At 69.2% G+C, this 13,755-nt stretch carries 15 protein-coding genes and 2 rRNA genes; 7 read left to right on the top strand and 10 right to left on the bottom strand.

Going from position 1 to position 13,755, the window contains the following annotated elements:
• A 23S ribosomal RNA gene (locus ACH35V_RS19780) occupies positions 1-234 on the top strand; the annotation flags it as partial.
• A 168-nt stretch (positions 235-402) separates the two neighbouring features.
• A 5S ribosomal RNA gene (gene rrf / locus ACH35V_RS19775) occupies positions 403-519 on the top strand.
• 45 nt (positions 520-564) lie between these two features.
• Here the strand turns inward: rrf and ACH35V_RS19770 are convergent.
• From ACH35V_RS19770 to ACH35V_RS19750, 5 genes are all read right to left on the bottom strand, one after another.
• Positions 565-1,179 carry a TetR/AcrR family transcriptional regulator gene (locus tag ACH35V_RS19770; RefSeq protein ID WP_395974138.1) on the bottom strand — a complete coding sequence of 205 codons (615 nt, stop codon included), beginning with the start codon at positions 1,177-1,179 and terminating at the stop codon, positions 565-567.
• Between the two features lie 4 nt (positions 1,180-1,183).
• Positions 1,184-1,966, bottom strand: coding sequence for a fatty acid desaturase family protein (locus ACH35V_RS19765; RefSeq protein ID WP_395974136.1), 783 nt, complete (start codon positions 1,964-1,966; stop codon positions 1,184-1,186).
• Positions 1,963-3,489: a phytoene desaturase family protein gene (locus tag ACH35V_RS19760; RefSeq protein ID WP_395974134.1), complete on the bottom strand. Its 1,527-nt coding sequence runs from the start codon at positions 3,487-3,489 to the stop codon at positions 1,963-1,965. Before ACH35V_RS19760 ends, ACH35V_RS19765 begins: the two co-directional genes overlap by 4 nt.
• Before the next feature lie 142 nt (positions 3,490-3,631).
• Positions 3,632-4,303, bottom strand: coding sequence for a DUF998 domain-containing protein (locus ACH35V_RS19755; protein ID WP_395974132.1), 672 nt, complete (start codon positions 4,301-4,303; stop codon positions 3,632-3,634).
• Between the two features lie 26 nt (positions 4,304-4,329).
• Positions 4,330-5,139, bottom strand: a complete 810-nt coding sequence (locus ACH35V_RS19750; RefSeq protein WP_395974131.1) for a metalloregulator ArsR/SmtB family transcription factor — start codon at positions 5,137-5,139, stop codon at positions 4,330-4,332.
• 86 nt (positions 5,140-5,225) lie between these two features.
• On the opposite strand from ACH35V_RS19750, the gene ACH35V_RS19745 reads away from it, so the two are divergent.
• The gene (locus tag ACH35V_RS19745; protein WP_395974128.1) at positions 5,226-5,645 is read left to right on the top strand and encodes an SAM-dependent methyltransferase; all 420 of its coding nucleotides are present in this window, start codon (positions 5,226-5,228) and stop codon (positions 5,643-5,645) included.
• Positions 5,646-6,427: 782 nt separating this feature from the next.
• On the opposite strand, the gene ACH35V_RS19740 is transcribed toward ACH35V_RS19745, so the two are convergent.
• The 5 genes from ACH35V_RS19740 to ACH35V_RS19720 form a co-directional block, all read right to left on the bottom strand.
• Positions 6,428-7,036, bottom strand: coding sequence for a TetR/AcrR family transcriptional regulator (locus ACH35V_RS19740; RefSeq protein ID WP_395974126.1), 609 nt, complete (start codon positions 7,034-7,036; stop codon positions 6,428-6,430).
• A 90-nt stretch (positions 7,037-7,126) separates the two neighbouring features.
• A complete protein-coding gene (locus ACH35V_RS19735) occupies positions 7,127-7,333 on the bottom strand; it encodes a hypothetical protein (protein WP_395974125.1) in 207 nt (68 codons plus the stop codon).
• A 475-nt stretch (positions 7,334-7,808) separates the two neighbouring features.
• Positions 7,809-8,168 (bottom strand): hypothetical protein, encoded by a 360-nt coding sequence (locus tag ACH35V_RS19730; RefSeq protein ID WP_395974123.1) that lies wholly within the window; start codon positions 8,166-8,168, stop codon positions 7,809-7,811.
• Complete coding sequence (locus ACH35V_RS19725) at positions 8,165-8,437, bottom strand: hypothetical protein (protein ID WP_395974122.1); 273 nt, start codon at positions 8,435-8,437, stop codon at positions 8,165-8,167. Before ACH35V_RS19725 ends, ACH35V_RS19730 begins: the two co-directional genes overlap by 4 nt.
• A gap of 62 nt (positions 8,438-8,499) precedes the next feature.
• Positions 8,500-8,865 (bottom strand): hypothetical protein, encoded by a 366-nt coding sequence (locus ACH35V_RS19720; RefSeq protein ID WP_395974121.1) that lies wholly within the window; start codon positions 8,863-8,865, stop codon positions 8,500-8,502.
• A gap of 311 nt (positions 8,866-9,176) precedes the next feature.
• On the opposite strand from ACH35V_RS19720, the gene ACH35V_RS19715 reads away from it, so the two are divergent.
• The 4 genes from ACH35V_RS19715 to ACH35V_RS19700 all read left to right on the top strand — a co-directional run bounded on the left by ACH35V_RS19715 (position 9,177) and on the right by ACH35V_RS19700 (position 13,746).
• Complete coding sequence (locus ACH35V_RS19715; protein WP_395974120.1) at positions 9,177-10,064, top strand: helix-turn-helix domain-containing protein; 888 nt, start codon at positions 9,177-9,179, stop codon at positions 10,062-10,064.
• Positions 10,061-10,324, top strand: coding sequence for a DUF397 domain-containing protein (locus ACH35V_RS19710; RefSeq protein ID WP_395974119.1), 264 nt, complete (start codon positions 10,061-10,063; stop codon positions 10,322-10,324). The genes ACH35V_RS19715 and ACH35V_RS19710 overlap by 4 nt, the downstream gene beginning before the upstream one ends.
• A gap of 111 nt (positions 10,325-10,435) precedes the next feature.
• Positions 10,436-12,151, top strand: coding sequence for an acyclic terpene utilization AtuA family protein (locus ACH35V_RS19705; RefSeq protein WP_395974118.1), 1,716 nt, complete (start codon positions 10,436-10,438; stop codon positions 12,149-12,151).
• A gap of 56 nt (positions 12,152-12,207) precedes the next feature.
• Positions 12,208-13,746, top strand: a complete 1,539-nt coding sequence (locus ACH35V_RS19700) for an acyl-CoA carboxylase subunit beta (protein ID WP_395974164.1) — start codon at positions 12,208-12,210, stop codon at positions 13,744-13,746.
• The last annotated feature ends 9 nt before the right edge of the window (positions 13,747-13,755 follow it).

The raw sequence follows: 13,755 nt of genomic DNA, 5'->3' as shown, positions 1-13,755 counted from the left end.
GGGACGGACGGACCTCTGGTGTGCCAGTTGTCCCGCCAGGGGCACGGCTGGTTGGCTACGTTCGGTCGGGATAACCGCTGAAAGCATCTAAGCGGGAAGCCTTCCTCGAGATGAGTTCTCCCACCCCTTCGTGGGTGTAAGGCCCCCAAGAGACGATTGGGTTGATAGGCCGGGGATGGAAGCACCGTAAGGTGTGGAGTCGACCGGTACTAATAGGCCGAGTGGCTTGAACACACACAACGTTCAAACCAAATCGCTGCTGTGAGAAGTGTTCGCGTCCCTGTGTGGTTCCCAGAAAACAACCGGAACCCGCACCATATAAGTGAAGATTGATGTGCCGGACCGCTGGTTCGGACACCCAAGGGTTTGCCCACCCCCGAGTTGGGGGTGGTGCGTTGGGCGTTCGGTGGTTTTGGCGAAGGGGAAACACCCGGTCCCATCCCGAACCCGGAAGTTAAGCCCTTCAGCGCCGATGGTACTGCATGGGAGACTGTGTGGGAGAGTAGGACACCGCCGGACACATATTGCAAGGAAGGCCCCGCCGATTTATCGGCGGGGCCTTTCTCATTTTTCGGGGTTGGGTTTCCGGCTGCCGGCGAAGGCGTCCCAGAGAATGGCGGCGGGTTCGGCGGTGGCGAAGAGCGACTCGATGCGGGAGCGGTCGCCGTCCAGGTGGATGAGGGTCTGGATGCCGAGGAACATCGCGACCGCGATCATGCCGATGTCGCGGGACGGCACCAGCTCCGCAAGCGCCGTCCCCTCGACAAGGCGCTGGACGGCGGAAGCGGCGAAACCCGACCAGGAATCGACGTGCGCGAGCACTTCCGCACGCAGCCGCGGTGACGTCGCAGAGGCCGTGACGAGTTCCTGGACGGCGTCGATGTGCCCCTTGTCCTCCATGTCCTCGGCGTACAGGGTGCGGAGGCGGGTGATCAGGTCGGCGGCGTCCGTGCAGGAGCCGAGGGCCTCCTCGTAACGCGCCATCCGGGCCCGGCTCGTGTGCCGGAGCGCCGTGACGAGAAGGGCCTCCAGGTCGTCGAAGTGGTAGTAGATGACGCCCGGCGCGACGCCGCCCGTGCGGGCGATGGAGCGGGCGGTCGTGCCGCCGTATCCCTCGACGGCGAGCGTCCGGATGGCCGCTTCGAGGAGGCGGTTCCTGGTCTCCGCCCGTGGCGCCATGCGCTCAGATCACTTTCCAGGGCTTCACGCCCGCCTCGTCCAGGACGGGGTCGAGGCGGCGGGCGAGCCGCGCGAGATGGTGGCTCGGCACCTGCGGGTACAGATGGTGCTCCAAGTGGTACGTCAACTCCAGGAACAGGGCGGGGACGACGCGTCCGCGCAGCGTGCGGGTCTGCGTGAGCGGCGTGTCCCCGTAGTGCCGGTGCGGCAGGTGGACGGTCAGCAGCGGATACACCCAGCTTCCCACGATCATCATGGCGGCGTACACGAGCAGCCCGCGCGACCACGCGACTCCGGCCGCGACCGCCGCGAACGGGAGAGCCCCCTCTGCCAGCAGCCACAGCCGCTGGCCCGTCCGGCTGCGCCCATAGGCCCACCACCACAGGCGGGCGAGGAAGACCGGGCCGTAGAGGATCGCGCCGAGCGCGGACAGGTCGGCAGGATATCCTTCCGGGTCCTCGTCGCTGGGGAACGTCCGGTGGTGTTGCAGGTGCGTGGTGCGGTAGGCGTGGCCGCTTTCCAGCAGCACGGCGCCCAGCAGGAACAGGGCCCATTCCGTCGTCCGCCTGCCGAGGCCCAGGGAGCGGTGGACGACGTCGTGCGTCGCCGTCACCACCGCCACGAAGATCCCGAACGCGATCAGCGGCGTCGCCCACCACCATCCGGCGAGCCACGCCGCGACGAACAGGGCGATGCCCAGATACGGCAGGGACAGTGTGAGGACGCGGCGCGGGCGCGTCGTGACGAGAAGGTCGGGGCCGAGGTCGGACAGTTTCGGCAAGGTCATCGGGCCACCGCCGTCCGCCCCGCCGCCTTGAGCGCGTCGTCCGCGACGATCCTGCTGCCCAGCGCGCATGCGACCGTGCCGAGGCCGGGCCAGGTGGAGTCGCCGACGAGCCACAGCCCCGGCACGCCCAGCGAATGCGGGACGGCGTTCTGGTTGGCGTTGCCCGGCGACTGGCGCGGTCCGCCTACCGCGCCGCCCGGCCGGAACGCGAAACGCTCGTACGAGCGGGGCGTCCCGACCTCCCAGACGCGTGCCCGCTCGCCCAGGTTGGGATGGACGCGGCGCGCCAGGCCGACGAGCCGTTCGCCGATCGCCTGTTTGCGGGCCTCGTAGTCGGCGTCCGAAAGGTCCTGCCAGCCGGCGAGCCCGGTGTGCGTGGAGATCATGACGGCGCGTTCGCCGGGCGGCGCGCTTTCGGTGTCGCCCGGCGCGGACACCGACACGAACATGTTGTTGCCGTCGCCGAGCGGCCGATCGTAGTCGTCGAGTAGCTGGTGGTGCGTGAATTCCTGCCCGGCGACCTCGTCGTCCGGGACGCCGAGGAACACGACTATCGCGCCGCCCAGGTCGTTCTCGTCCCTCTCAAGGTAGGGGCGGAGCGGGCCCGCGAGGTCTGGGGCGACGCGCGCGGTCGTGGCGGCGGGCAGTGCGCTCACCACCTGCCGTGCGTGGACGAGGCCGTGCCCAGTGCGGACGGTGAACGCTCCGGCCCGTCCGGACACCCGCTCGACGCGGCAGCCGACGCGGAGCCGTCCGCCCATCGTGCGGTAGTGAGCGGTGAAGCGCCGCCAGAATCCGCGCATGCCGCCGTCCGCCCGGGTGAGTCCCGCGCCGCGGATCGTGACGCCGAGCGCCGCGTTGATGAGCGGGGCCCGGTCGACGGTGCTGTGCACCGTGTCCTCCACCAGCATCGACAGCAGCCCGACCAGTGGCGCGTCCCCGCGCAGCCCGTGCCGGACGAGGACGTCCCCGAGCGTGGTGTTCAGGTGGCGGGTGAGCGGCAGGCCGCGCGGGCCGAGCGCCCGCAGGTTGTGCACCGCGTCCGCAGGGCCGCGCATCGGGAGCCGGGCGCCGGAGCGGCTCGCGTCCCAGAAGACGTGGGCGATGCGGTCGAGCCGCAACCAGAAAGCCCGATGCCGGGCGCTGCCGCCCAGCGCCCGCAGCCGTTCGCGATGCCATGCCTGTGTGTCGCGGTAGAGGGTGACCTTTCGGTCCGGCAGCCAGGCGACGTATCCGGGCAGCGCCTCACCGGGGACCGCGTCCATCCCGATGCTGTCGAGCAGCTCCGCGCCGACCCCGCCTGGCTCGAAGTCGACCATCGTCGTCGCGCCCACGTCGAAGGAGAAGCCGCGCCGCCGGTAGTAACCGGCGCAGCCGCCGACATGGCCGTGCGCCTCGATCACGAGCGTGGACAGCCCGGCCGCCTGGAGCCGCGCCGCCGTCGCCATCCCGGCGAGCCCGCCGCCGAGCACGGCCACGTCGCACGACGCCGGGAACCGCGCCGCTCGCAGTGGACGATCCATCTGAACACTTGTTCTGAACATGTGTTCAGAGTGCGTCCGGTGCGGCGTTCCGTCAATGCGCGGAGACGGGACTGGCCGGACGCGGTCCCGCTCATCGGGTGAGCGAGCCTGCCTCCGGCCAGGGCAAACAGCGGAGAACGCGTCAGGTGCGGTCGCCGGACTCGATCAGGAACTTGATCGAGAGCAGTGCGGCCCACGTCCAGATGGCGGCGCCTCCGGCGAGCATCAGCCGGAACTCGCCTGCCGGGAACGCGGCCAGTCCCAGGATTAGGTAAACGGCCACCGCGGCGACGCTGTAGATCGTCCAGCCGCGGCGTCCTTCGCGGGCGAAGCGGCGGGCGAACACCAGGCACGCCGCGCTGAGCGCGAGGCCCATCCCGACCGGCGCGAGGTTGTGGAGCATGCCGTGCCAGCTGACCTGGCCCGCGCCGGCGGGCGTCCCGGCCGGGAAGCCGTCCGCCGGGTCGGTGGGGAACACGCCCGCCCAGACCAGGCTCGCGCCGTAGACGGTGATGAGGGCCGTGCCCCAGGTGCGGCCCGTGGTCCCCGGCGCCAGGACGCGGCGCAGTCCGGCGGCGGAGGCCAGCACGAGCGCGCCGCTGACCAGGAAATTGACGGTCTGGATCCAGCCGTGCTCGCCGAGGCTCAGCATGCTCAGCGGGTGGCGTGCGGCTTCGAAACCGTCGCGTGTCATGGCCTGCGCGACGATCAGCAGGACGAACAGCGGCCCCGCGACCGCCCCGCCGCCGAGCAGCACGCGGGTGGGAACCGCCGCGCGGGGCATGGTGGCGGAGTTCATCGTGTCGGTGCTCATGGCGGCCTCCGTAGCCGTCGAAATCGTCAGGTGTAGAGGGCCTCGCCCGTCTCCAGCAGGGTCTTCAGGTCGCTGAGCGTCTGGCTCCAGCCGCCGCCGGCGCCCGGAAGCTCGCCGTTGCACTGCGCCGCGGTCTGCGGCGCGCCGGTGACGTCGTGGGTGACGGTCAGGCGCGAGATGCCTTGCTCGTCGTCCTCGATCTCGTAGGTGAGCCGGGTGGCGGGCTCGTCGAGGAAGAGGGCCCGCCACGTCTGGACGAGCCTGCGCGGCGGGTCCGCCTCGATGACCTCGCCGTCGATCACCACGTCCGGGGCGCCGTGCTCCTTCATCGCGTCGCTGGCGAGCCCGCGGAACTCGCCGCCGGGACGCAGGTCGTACTCCACCGGCGCCTGGTAGCCGTACTTCACGGCCCACTCCGGCTTGGTGATGGCGTCCCAGATGGCCTGCGGGGTGGCCTTGATGTACACGCGGTACACGTGGACGGTCCGGCCTGCACCGGTGCTCGTCTCGGTCGTCGTCATATCGGACTCCAGTTCTCGTTTGAGGTCGGCGAGCGCCGCGGCAGGCCGCTCGGTGTACTTGCCGATCCACCGGTCGTGGATCAGCCGGATCGGCACCGGGTTGAGGAAGTGCAGCTTCTCCCTGCCCGAGCGGCGCGCGACCACCAGCCCGGCGTCCTCCAGCACCCGCAGGTGCTTGGCGACCCCGAACCGGGTCATCTCGACCTCCGACTCCAGCTCGCCGAGCGTCCGCCCGTCCCGGGCGAACAGCAGGTCGAGCAGGAACCGGCGGGTCGGATCCGCCAGCGCCTTGAACGCCAGATCGTCGTCCTTCACACCTGGAAAATAGGTGACCAAAAGGTCACATGTCAACCGTCCTTCAGGAACCGGTGGCGGGTCGCATGGTTCGCTATCGTCGGCCCATGCCGCTCTCTCCTCGCCTGGCGAAGATCGTGGACGCACTGCCGCTCGAACCCGGCATGCGCGTTCTGGAGATCGGCTGCGGCCCCGGCGCGGCCGCCCGGGCCGTCGCGGCCCGGCTCGACACCGGCCACATCCTCGCGATCGACCGGTCCGCCAAGGCCGTCGCGCAGGCGGAGGCCACCGGGGCGGACGAGATCGCGTCGGGACGCATGAGCGTCCGGCAGGCAGCGATCGAGGACTTCGCGCTGGAGCCGGGTGAAGCGCCGTTCGACCTGGTGTTCGCAGTGCGGGTAGGCGCACTCGACGGCCGCCACCCGGAAGCCGGCCGCGAGGCGATGCGCCGCATCGCCGCCGCCCTGGCACCGGGCGGCCGCCTGCTCATCGACGGCGGCGACCCACTACGAGAGTTGCCCGTCTGACCCCAGCGGGCAACGAGCCCCCCGCAGGTCGGCGGAACCCGAAGTCAACGGCCCCGGGATGAGCGGGAGCGCGGTCGGCGGGACTGCGGGGTTGGCGACGTCGCAGGTCGGCGGGACCGAGGGCGGCAGCGGGACCGCGGGTTGGCGTGGCTGGTCAGCGAGCCTCGAGGTGAGTAGGACCGTGATGTTGACGGGAGCGCGGGTTAGTGCGATCGCGGGGCTGTGAGAGCGGGGTAGCAGAATCGGGATAGGGGCAGGTCGGCGTGGTTCGGGGTCGGCGTGGCTGGGTTAGCGAGCCCCGAGGTGAGCGGGAGCGCGGCGTTTGCGGGACCTGGGGCGGGGTGGAGCGGGGTAGCAGGACCGGGGCGGTGGCGGGTCAGTGTGACTCCGGGCCGGCGGAGCTGGGGGTCAGAACCCCGAGGTGAGCAGGAGGGCGGTTGGCGGGAGCGTGGGGCGGCGGTGCCGGGGGCAGCAGGGATTGGGGTGGTGGTGGCTCGGGGTCGGTGGGGCTGGAATCAGCGAACCCCGAGGTGCGCGGGAGCGCGTTGGCGGGACCCGGGGGCAAGCAGGGGGGGTGGTGGGTTGGCGTGGCTGGATCAGCGAGCCCGGAGTGAGCGAAATCGCGGGTTGGAAGACCGTGGAGCGGCGGGGTCGGGACCGCAGGATCGGGGCAGTGGCGGGGTCGGCGTGGGCGGGGGTTAGCGAGCGGGAGCGGGGATTGCGGGGCGTGGTCGGTGGGAGCGTGAGGGTAGCGGGGGCATGGTCGTTGTGGAGGGGGCGGGTTAGCGGGATAGGGCCGTGTCGAGGGTGGTGGCCCATTGGTGTAGGAGGCGGGTGCGGCGGGTGGAGTCGTCGGTGAGGAGGTCGGCGAGGCCTAGGCCGCGGACGAGGTCGAGTGTCGCCTGGACCGTTTCGCGGACGCCGGGGACGCTCTCGTCCGCGCCGAGGGCCTCGACGGTGAGACGGTGCGCCTCGCGTCCGACCCGGGCCTCCAGCGGGAGGACCCGTGCGCGGAGTAGCTCGTCGGAGCTGGCGGCGACCCAGAGTTGCAGCGCGGCGCGGAACAGCGGGGTCGTGTACATCTCGCCGAGCATCATGACCACGTCCAGGGTGGACGGACGCTGTCCCGGCGGCACGTCCAGGCGCTCGCGCATCTGCGCCACCCGCACCTCGGACCCGTACTCGACCGCCGCCGTCACCAGCTCCTCGCGCGTCCGGAAGTGGTGCTGGGCGGCGCCCCGGGAGACGCCGGCGCGCTCGGCGACCACCGCGACGGTCGTTCCCGCCCAGCCCGCGGAGGCGAGGCAGTCGACGGCGGCCTCAAGGAGGCGCCGCCGGGTGGCGCGGCTGCGGTCCTGCCGCGGTTCGCGGGGGAGTGCCTGCGTGGTCATGGGGTCCTCGGCTCGGTGGCCTCCCAGTCAACCAAATGAATCCAGCGAGAAACAAGCATGCGCGCTTGATTCTTCATCCGGGCCGACCGACTATGTGCAGACCCTGCCTGCTTCGTCGAGCTTTTCCTTCTTAACCCAACCGGTGACGCTCTCTGAGGTGCCGGGGTTGACGGTTCCAAAGTAGCGATAGCTCAGAGCACGCGTGGGTGGTTTCTTGGAGGGGTCTCGAAGAAATTCATCTCCGGCTGTTACGTCGCCGATGTCCCTTTCCGCATCGTTGTGGACTTCGCCTTTCATGGTCACAAAGTATTGAATACGGCAGCCGGTCGGTTTCGGGGCGGGAGACCGAGGGGGTGGTGGGTCTGGATGTCGGTATGGGCTGTGGGGCGGGGGGCTCTGGGGCGGCTTCTTCTTGGTGGGCGACGCGGGCGACGCGGGCGGCGTGGTCGGGCTGGACGTGCTTGGGGCAGTCGTTGATGTCGTCGATTCTGGTGTGGCACCGCCAGGCCCTGAAGAATCGTCGGGCGGTATGAACCTGGCGCCCGCGACAATCATGGCCGCGACGATACCGGCGAGGGCGGTGATGATGGCTGCCCGGATTTGGCCATTGTCCCGTTTTCTGCACCGACCTAAAGGCCGGGAGATTCTTCCCCTGGGTTCGCCTGTACGCCGGGTGTGCTTTCTTCTATGAGGAGCCACGCGTCGAAGTGTAATCAGGCGACCCTGAGTGGGTGTCGGGTTTCTTTGGAAACACCTATTGCCTTTAATCGGGTCAATTGATGTAAATGGGTGGCCGTGAGGCGCTTCGTCCGCTGGACGGTAGTGGCGGCCGGGGTCGGCGGCTCTCTTGTGAAACCGGCTGCGCGCGTATCTGCCAGCTCGTGCCGGTGAGGTCGTGGCATGGGCGGAGCGGGTCGCCGGTTGAGGTGACGAACCACGGCACGCCGTCCACGCCGTCCTTGACGCGGATGGTCGTCGCGGGCCGCGCCGAGTCCGGCGGGATCGCGTGCAGCCGGTCCGGGTCCTCAAGGTGAGCCGACCAGCCGGTGGCGGCGAGTTCGGCGGCGAGGGCGTGGAGGGCGTGGAGGGGATGGAGGGGGTGGACGGCGTCGAGGTGGTGGGCGGGGTTCACGCGTCCCGCCACAGGACCGCGCCGGTGGCCTCGTCCAGCCACGCCTCGGCGACGACGTTCAGCCGGACGTACCGGACGCGCCCGAGCGGGTCGAGTGCGACGCGGTGGATCGTCCCGCGCCCGCCGGGTCCGCTGTCGCGGAGCACCTGGTGCACGTGCCGCATCGCGGTGTTGCGATCGTCCGTGACTCCGCTCCATCCCCGGTCCCCGGCCCGGGCGTCCCAGGTGAAGATTTTGCGAGCGCCCGGACGCCGGCCCATTCCGCTCATGACCCAGCTGACTCCACGGTGTGCGGCAACGCCTCCCGGCGTGTCCGCGATCATCGGCTCCGTCATCGCGCCGCCCTCCTCATGGCCGTTGTGATGTGGTGCGCGGCCGCGTCCAGCTCGTTCGCAGGGCAGATCGGCGCGTCGGTGCGGACGTTGTAGAACCACCATTGCCCGTCGCGGTAGCAGCACCCGATCGTGGCCGCGCGTCCGGAGATCTGGTGCGGGATCACGTTGAGGACCAGGTAGCCGTCGACCGAGGTGAAGGCCGTCAGCAGCCCCGTGTTCAGGACGAACCTCTCGGAGAGGCGAACCAGGAAAGTGATCCGCTCCCGCTGCGGCATCGGCGTTCCCGGACGGCGTGCGACCTCTGGTTCCGGCGGGGGCGGCGGCAGGACGCGGCCCCCGGACCGCCGCTCGTGCGCTCCCATCGGTCACGCTCCGAGGATCCGGCGGGTGGAATGGGCGATTTTCATGATCCTCCTCCGACCTTTACATTCGGACATTTTTCATCTCTGGGGCTAATTGGGCAGCAGAAGATGATCGAATTCTTTGTTCGATGGACAAATGTTCGAAGTCATCACCGCGGCGAGGTCGAGTAGAGCATCATGGAGAAGTGAGCTGCAAGGCTTCAGCCGGATTATCGGCTGAAATCTTCGCAGGTCAGAGCACCATTGCAGATCGAACTGGCCGACCCTTTCACTTCGGGTGAAAGACGGCCCCGGAATGAGGTGGTGACGAAATGCCGGCGACCCCGACCGGCTCGACCGTTCCGCGCAGGCAGCTCGGCCGACATTTGCGCCGACTACGGACAGATGCGCGCATGACGGTGATAGGGGCCGCGAAAGCGCTCGAATGGTCCGAGACGAAGATATGGCGCATCGAGACCGGGCAGACGTCGCTGCGGTCCCACGACGTGGAGCTGATGTGCCACGTGTACGGAGCGCGCCGCGACCTGAAGGCCGCCCTGATGGGCCTCGCCAAGGAGACCAAGCAGAAGGGATGGTGGCACGCCTACGGCGACGTGATCCCGGACAGCTTCGACCTCTTCATCGGCCTAGAGGAGGCGGCCGAGACGCTGGAGGAGTACTCGCCCGAGCTGATTCCGGGCCTGCTCCAGACGCCGGACTACTACCGCGCCCTGCTCGACAGGAACAGGCCGGGACTCCGCGACGAGGAGGTCGAACTCAAGGCCCAGCTGCGGGTCAAGCGTCAGATCCTCATCACCCGAACCGTCGCGCCACCCACGCTGAGGGCTGTCCTCAACGAAGCCGTCGTCCGCCGCGCTGTCGGCGGAGCAGAGGTCATGGTGCCGCAGCTGCACCGCCTGGCTGAACTCAACGAGCTCCCCCATGTCGCCCTCCGCGTCCTGCCGTTCTCCGTCGGAGCACACCAGGGATTCGACACCGGATCATTCAAACTGATGCGGTTCCTGACCACGGGAGAGGGCCACGGCCACGAGCCGCCCACGGTGTACGTGCAAGGCTTCACCGGGGCGCTGTACCTTGACAAAGCCAACGAAATCGACCGCTACGCCGACGCGTTCGCGGCGATCTGGGACGACGCTCTGCCGGAGGACGAGAGCTCGTCGCTGTTCCGGCGGGCAGCGAGGGAGATGGACGGACGATGAGTGCCGGCTTCACGGCTGCGACCTGGCGCAAGAGCAGCCGCAGTAACTCCGACCAGGCATGCGTGGAGGTAGCGCGGGGCGTGGTCTGGCGCAAGAGCAGCCGCAGTAATTCTGACCAGGACTGCGTGGAAGTCGCGCAGGTATCGGCCGCCGTCGGCATTCGGGACAGCAAGGACCCGGAGAGCGGCCACCTCACCCTCGACCGCGCCGCCTTCGGTGCCCTGCTGGCCGAGGCCAAGACGGGCGCCCTCGATCTCTGACCCCCCTTCGACGACCCCGGCGGTTTTCCGCCGGGGTCGTCGTGTGCCTGCGGGCGCAAGAACAATCACGCGTGATTGATTTTCTGTTTCGGGGCTGGCAAGGTTCGGGCCATGAGGCAACCGTTGCGGGTCGGCAACGCCTCGGGCTTCTATGGCGACCGGTTCTCCGCGGTGCGGGAGATGCTGGAGGGCGGGCCGCTGGACGTCCTCACCGGCGACTACCTCGCCGAGCTGACGATGCTGATCCTGGGGCGCGGCAAGCTGAAGGACCCGGAGGCGGGGTACGCGACGACGTTCCTTCGGCAGATGGAGGAGTGCCTCGGGCTCGCCGTGGAGCGGGGTGTCAGCATCGTCGCGAATGCCGGAGGGCTCAACCCGCGCGGGCTTGCCGAACGGCTGCGCGCCCTCGCCGAACGGCTCGGCATTGAGGTGCAGGTCGCCCATGTGGAAGGCGATGACCTGCTGCCGCATGCTGAGGAACTGGGCTTCCGGCATGAGCTGTACGGAGCGCCGCTGACCGCGAACGCCTACCTGGGTGCCTGGGGAGTAGCCGAGTGTCTGCGGGACGGTGCCAATGTCGTGGTGACCGGTCGCGTCACGGACGCCTCGCTGGTCGTGGGGCCGGCCGCCGCACACTTCGGGTGGGCGCGGGACGACTGGGACGCGCTGGCCGGTGCGACCGTCGCGGGGCACGTCCTCGAATGCGGGGCGCAGGCCACGGGCGGCAACTACGCCTTCTTCGAAGAGATCTACAACGTAAAGGCACCGGGCTTTCCGGTCGCCGAGATCCACGCGGACGGCTCCAGCGTCATCGCCAAACACGACGGCACGGGCGGTGCAGTGACCGTCGAGACCGTCACGGCGCAGCTTCTCTACGAGATCGGCGGGCCGATCTACGCCGGGCCGGACGTGACGACGCGTTTCGACACGATCGAGCTGGCGCAGGACGGGCCCGATCGGGTGCAGATCAGCGGCGTCCGGGGGCTCCCGCCGCCGCCGTCCACCAAGGTGTGCCTCAACCACCTCGGCGGACACCGCAATGAGATGACGTTCGTCCTCACAGGTCTCGGCATTGAAGCGAAGGCGGAGCTCGTCAAGGCGCAGATGGAAGCCGCGTTCGGTGGAGCCCCGCCCAGGCGCGTCGAGTGGACGCTCATCGGGACCGCCAAGCCCGACCCTGCGACGCAAGGGGAGGCGACCGCGCTGCTCCGTTGCGCCGTCCTCGACCCTGATCCGGAGAAGGTCGGACGGGCGTTCAGCAGTGCGGCGGTGGAACTGGCCCTCGCGGGCTATCCCGGATTCACGATGACGTCCCCGCCTGGCAAGGCGAGCCCTTACGGCGTTTACGCCCCGGCGTTCGTCCCGAACGAGGCGGTCGCACATGTCGCCGTGAGCCACGACGGCCGCCGCATCCCCATTTCACCCCCGCCGACCACGATGGACTCCTCGACCGGGGACGGCGCGGCCGGGGCGGGTGAACGAGTGGATAGCAGGCCCAGGATTCGTGTTCCGCTGGGGCGCGTGGTCGGGGCGCGGAGTGGGGACAAGGGTGGGGACGCCAACGTCGGCGTGTGGGCCCGGACGGACGAACAATGGCGCTGGCTTGAGTCCTTCCTCAGTGTTGAAAGGTTCCGGGAACTGCTGCCTGAGACCCGGGAGCATGTTGTCCGGCGGTATGTGCTGGCCAATCTCCGTGCGGTGAATTTCGTTGTTGAGGGGCTGTTGCAGGAAGGCGTCTCGGCCTCGACTCGGTTCGATCCGCAGGGGAAGGCGCTGGGGGAGTGGCTGCGGTCACGTCTCGTCGACATTCCGGAGGCTGTCCTTTGACGCTGAAGAGCACCCTTGACACGCGCGGACCCGAATACCGGGAGCGGCGGCGCGTCATGCTGGAGAAGCTGGCGGCCCTTGATGCCGAGCAGGCGAAGGCGTTGGAGGGAGGGGGCGAGAAATATGTGGTGAGGCATCGCAAGCGCGGGAAGATGCTGGCTCGGGAGCGCATCGAGCTGCTGCTCGACCCCGACTCGCCGTTCCTGGAGCTGAGCCCGCTCGCCGCGTGGGGCAGCGACTTTCCTGTCGGCGCTAGCGTCGTCACCGGGATCGGCGTGGTCGAGGGCGTCGAGTGCATGATCGTGGCGAACGATCCGACGGTGCGGGGCGGGTCGAGCAATCCGTGGACGGTGAAGAAGAGCTTCCGGGCGTCCGACATCGCGCTGGAGAACCGGCTGCCCGTCCTCAATCTTGTGGAGTCGGGCGGTGCCGATCTGCCCACCCAGAAGGAGATCTTCATTCCGGGCGGGCGGATGTTCCGCGACCTCACGCGATTGTCGGCGGCCGGGATCCCGACGATCGCGCTGGTGTTCGGGAATTCGACGGCGGGCGGCGCGTACATCCCGGGAATGTGCGACTACGTCGTCATGGTCAAGGAGCGGGCGAAAGTGTTCCTCGGCGGGCCGCCGCTGGTGAAGATGGCGACCGGGGAGGAGGCCGGCGACGAGGAACTCGGCGGCGCGGAAATGCATGCGCGGACGTCCGGCCTCGCCGATTACATGGCCGTGGACGAGGCCGATGCCCTCCGGCTGGGACGGCACATCGTCAAGAACCTCAACCATCGCAAACTCGGTCCGCCGCCCGGCCCCGGTCCGGTCGAGGAACCGCTGTACGACGCCGACGAGCTTGCTGGGATCGTCCCCGAGGATTTGAAGGTGCCGTTCGACCCGCGCGAGGTCATCGCCCGGATCGCGGACGGGTCCCGGTTCGACGAGTTCAAGCCGCTGTACGGGACGAGCCTCGTCACCGGCTGGACGCGCGTCCACGGCTACCCGATCGGTGTCCTGGCCAACGCGCAGGGCGTGCTGTTCAGCGAGGAGGCGCAGAAGGCGGCGCAGTTCATCCAGCTCGCCAACCAGAGCGACACGCCGCTGCTGTTCCTGCACAACACGACTGGATACATGGTCGGCAAGGAGTACGAGCAGGCCGGGATCATCAAGCACGGCGCGCTGATGATCAACGCGGTGGCGAACAGCAAAGTCCCGCATATCTCGATCGTGATGGGCGCGTCGTACGGGGCGGGCAACTACGGCATGTGCGGCCGGGCGTACGACCCCCGGTTCCTGTTCACGTGGCCGTCCGCGAAGTCGGCGGTGATGGGGCCGCAGCAGCTCGCGGGCGTCCTGTCGATCGTGGCGCGGCAGGCCGCCGAAGCGCGCGGGCAGGCCTACGACGATGAGCAGGACCGCGCTATGCGGGAGATGGTCGAGGCGCAGATCGAGGCGGAGTCGCTGCCGTTCTTCCTGTCGGGACGGCTGTACGACGACGGCGTCATCGATCCGCGCGACACCCGTACCGTGCTCGGGCTGTGCCTGTCGGTCGTCCACAACGCGCCCGTGCGCGGGGCCGACGGCTTCGGCGTCTTCCGGATGTGAGCGATGTGA

Source organism: Actinomadura sp. 1N219, assembly GCF_044326405.1.
In the GTDB taxonomy this organism is placed as follows: Bacteria; Actinomycetota; Actinomycetes; order Streptosporangiales; family Streptosporangiaceae; genus Spirillospora.
Note: the sequence above shows the minus strand (reverse complement) of the source record. Positions and strands in the feature narration are given on the sequence as shown.

What these genes read in the sequence shown, in the direction of transcription:
- ACH35V_RS19715 (WP_395974120.1), top strand. Translation starts at nt 9,177, where the DNA reads ATGCCGGCGACCCCGACCGGCTCGACCGTTCCGCGCAGGCAGCTCGGC.
- ACH35V_RS19765 (WP_395974136.1), bottom strand. Translation starts at nt 1,966, where the DNA reads ATGACCTTGCCGAAACTGTCCGACCTCGGCCCCGACCTTCTCGTCACG.
- ACH35V_RS19710 (WP_395974119.1), top strand. Translation starts at nt 10,061, where the DNA reads ATGAGTGCCGGCTTCACGGCTGCGACCTGGCGCAAGAGCAGCCGCAGT.
- ACH35V_RS19735 (WP_395974125.1), bottom strand. Translation starts at nt 7,333, where the DNA reads ATGAAAGGCGAAGTCCACAACGATGCGGAAAGGGACATCGGCGACGTA.
- ACH35V_RS19725 (WP_395974122.1), bottom strand. Translation starts at nt 8,437, where the DNA reads ATGAGCGGAATGGGCCGGCGTCCGGGCGCTCGCAAAATCTTCACCTGG.
- ACH35V_RS19700 (WP_395974164.1), top strand. Translation starts at nt 12,208, where the DNA reads ATGCTGGAGAAGCTGGCGGCCCTTGATGCCGAGCAGGCGAAGGCGTTG.
- ACH35V_RS19705 (WP_395974118.1), top strand. Translation starts at nt 10,436, where the DNA reads ATGAGGCAACCGTTGCGGGTCGGCAACGCCTCGGGCTTCTATGGCGAC.
- ACH35V_RS19770 (WP_395974138.1), bottom strand. Translation starts at nt 1,179, where the DNA reads ATGGCGCCACGGGCGGAGACCAGGAACCGCCTCCTCGAAGCGGCCATC.
- ACH35V_RS19740 (WP_395974126.1), bottom strand. Translation starts at nt 7,036, where the DNA reads ATGACCACGCAGGCACTCCCCCGCGAACCGCGGCAGGACCGCAGCCGC.
- ACH35V_RS19755 (WP_395974132.1), bottom strand. Translation starts at nt 4,303, where the DNA reads ATGAGCACCGACACGATGAACTCCGCCACCATGCCCCGCGCGGCGGTT.
- ACH35V_RS19745 (WP_395974128.1), top strand. Translation starts at nt 5,226, where the DNA reads ATGCCGCTCTCTCCTCGCCTGGCGAAGATCGTGGACGCACTGCCGCTC.
- ACH35V_RS19720 (WP_395974121.1), bottom strand. Translation starts at nt 8,865, where the DNA reads ATGGGAGCGCACGAGCGGCGGTCCGGGGGCCGCGTCCTGCCGCCGCCC.
- ACH35V_RS19760 (WP_395974134.1), bottom strand. Translation starts at nt 3,489, where the DNA reads ATGGATCGTCCACTGCGAGCGGCGCGGTTCCCGGCGTCGTGCGACGTG.